Source organism: Clostridium sp. UBA6640 (assembly GCF_002455975.1).
In the GTDB taxonomy this organism is placed as follows: domain Bacteria; phylum Bacillota; class Clostridia; order Clostridiales; family Clostridiaceae; genus Clostridium_J.
This window is the reverse complement of the sequence record NZ_DKLM01000122.1, coordinates 367-3,147: the sequence shown is the minus strand read 5'-3', so window position 1 is coordinate 3,147 and position 2,781 is coordinate 367. Positions and strand designations below refer to the sequence as shown.

At 29.9% G+C, this 2,781-nt stretch carries 3 protein-coding genes and 1 other annotated feature; of the genes, 1 reads left to right on the top strand and 2 read right to left on the bottom strand.

Features of this window, described 5'->3' with window-relative positions:
* Nucleotides 1-1,174, bottom strand: a 1,174-nt coding sequence (locus tag B2W91_RS13345) for a class I tRNA ligase family protein (protein ID WP_291581703.1), incomplete at its 3' end; no start/stop codon positions are given.
* Nucleotides 1,175-1,365: 191 nt separating this feature from the next.
* Nucleotides 1,366-1,583 (bottom strand) — a binding site (T-box leader).
* Nucleotides 1,584-1,776: 193 nt separating this feature from the next.
* Between B2W91_RS13345 and B2W91_RS13340 the strand changes: the two genes are divergently transcribed.
* The gene (locus tag B2W91_RS13340; protein WP_291581700.1) at nucleotides 1,777-2,142 is read left to right on the top strand and encodes a tetratricopeptide repeat protein; all 366 of its coding nucleotides are present in this window, start codon (nucleotides 1,777-1,779) and stop codon (nucleotides 2,140-2,142) included.
* Between the two features lie 67 nt (nucleotides 2,143-2,209).
* On the opposite strand, the gene B2W91_RS13335 is transcribed toward B2W91_RS13340, so the two are convergent.
* The coding region (locus B2W91_RS13335; RefSeq protein ID WP_291581697.1) for a polysaccharide deacetylase family protein at nucleotides 2,210-2,781 on the bottom strand (572 nt) is incomplete at its 5' end.

Genomic DNA, 2,781 nt, shown 5'->3' with positions numbered 1-2,781 from the left:
TTTCAAATCTTTCTGGAACAAACTTAGTTTTCTTTTCTCTAACAACCTCTATAGCTGGCTTTGCAAGAGATTCCATTTTAACGTACCATTGTTTTGATAACATTGGCTCAACAGTCGTATTACATCTGTCATGAGTTCCAACGTTATGACTATGAGGTTTTATCTTTACTAAATATCCTTGTTTTTCTAAATCTTCTACCATAAGCTTTCTAGCTTCATATCTATCAAGTCCTGAATATTTTCCATAACCTTCACTTATAGTTCCATTTTCCTCTAAAACAACTACCTGTGGAAGATTGTGTCTTTTCCCTACTTGATAGTCATTTGGATCATGAGCTGGAGTTATTTTAACTGCTCCTGTTCCAAATTCCATATCAACATAATCGTCTGCAACTATTGGTATTTCTCTATCTACTAACGGTAACTTAAGCATTTTACCAATTAAATGACTATATCTTTCATCTTTAGGATTTACTGCAACTGCTGTATCCCCTAATAATGTTTCTGGTCTTGTAGTAGCAATTTCAACTTTTTCATCACTACCTACTACCGGATAGTTAATATGCCAGAAAAATCCTTCTTGCTCTTCATGTTCTATTTCAGCATCTGAAAGTGCTGTCATACATTTTGGACACCAATTAGTAATTCTGTTTCCCCTATATATAAGATCATCATTATATAATTTTACAAAAACTTCTCTAACTGCTTTATTTAGATTTTCATCCATGGTAAAAGCTTCACGAGTAAAGTCTGCTGAACATCCCATTTTTTTAAGTTGCTCTCTAATTCTATCTCTATACTGATCTGTCCATTCCCAAACTTTTTCAAGGAAAGCTTCTCTTCCCATTTCTTTCTTTTTTAATCCTTTTTTAAGAAGCGCATTTTCAACTCTTACTTCTGTTGCAATACTAGCATGGTCTTCACCTGGAAGCCAAAGAGTGCTATATCCTTGCATTCTTTTAGTTCTTATTAAGATATCTTGAAGAGTATTATCAAGAGCATGACCTAAGTGTAATTGACCTGTTATATTTGGTGGCGGCATTACTATTGTATAAGGCTTTTTACTTTTATCTACTTCTGGAGTAAAAAATTTCTTTTCTTCCCACCATGCATATAATCTTTCTTCAAAATCTTTTGGATCATAATTTTTAGCTAAGTTCTTATTATCTTCCATATTAATTCCTCCTATTAATTTTTATTTGTCACGCAAATGAAAATACACTTAAATGGAGCCATAAAAAGTTATGGTATTGTTCCCAAAAGTTGTGTTTTCATAATGAATTTAAAATTAAAGTATTTCTTCATAAGGCAAATATTTAACAATTATTTAAAATTTATTTAAAATAAAAAAGAGCCTTTCATCCCCAAAAGGACGAAAAGCTCGTGGTACCACCTTTTTTCCCTGCAAAATTACAGGCTCATATAAACTAACGATTTGACAACCGGCTTTATCTACTAAAAATATTTTCGATAAAGAAGCTCCAAAGCTACCTTCAGATTGTTCCATATAGAAGACCTCTCAGCCGCAGAGCCTTCCTCTCTTAATACTTTCAAATCCTACTCCTCTTCTTCAACGCTTTTATCACTCTTTAATTATTAGTACATTATATAGAATAACTAATAAAAAGTCAATACTTTTTTAAATAATTATCACATAAATTAATTAAATCATCACAATTAAAAATAAAATGTAAAGTTTTTTCAAATATAGTATAAAAAATCTTTTTTGTGGTAATTATTACAAATAATAAAGAACATTTTATTGGAGGGTTACAAATGAGCTATTTTGATAAAGCAAACGAGCTTTATAATAATAAGAAATATGAAAAGGCAATTTCTATGTATACAAAAGCAGTAGAAATGAAAGAGAATGAAGCAGCTTCGCTATATAATACAGCAGTGTGTTTTATTAAGCTTAAAGATTTTCCAAAAGCTATTGCTACTCTGCACTGTGCTCTAAGATTAAAAAGAGAAAGCTCTTACTTTTTTAATTTAGGCTATTGTCATGCGATGCTAAATAATAATAATAAAGCTCTAAACTACTTCAATACTGCTTGGGCCTTAAATCATGGCGATAAAGAATGTGAAAAGGCTATAAGTATAATACTTGAGACCTATTACAACAAAAATAAGACTTCCTAGCTAGGAAAGTCTTATTTTTATTGCATTAAAATAATTATAATAAGTAATATAATTTATACTTATATTATTATTTATAGTTATCTAGTGTTTCAAAAGAGTACCCTTCCTTTATTAAGTAATCAATTACATATGGTAATGAATTTACAGTAGTTTGCTTTGTTTGAGCATCATGCATTAATATAATAACTTTGTTTTTACCACATACTGTTTTTTTAACATTACTAATTAACTTATTAACTGGAACATTGTGCGCTTCAGCATCTCCATTTAATGCATTCCAATCATAGTATTTATATCCTTTATTTTTGACTGCTTCAACAAAATGGTATTTTTTATGAGATCCACTTGGAAACCTAAAAAGCCCTCTTTCATAGTTTGGAAGTATACTCTCTAATACTTTATCAGCCTTATCTATATCCTTTAGCAACGCATCAACAGATGAATAGATTATTTTATAATTGTGGCTATAAGTATGATTCCCTATAGTATGACCTCTCATATCAATGTCTTTTAATACATCCTGATTAACTTCTGCTAAAGAACCTATTACAAAAAACGTTGCCTTTATATTATAATCATCTAATATATCTAATATTTGAGGTGTTATTTTAGTTGTAGGTCCATCATCAAAAGTCAAAT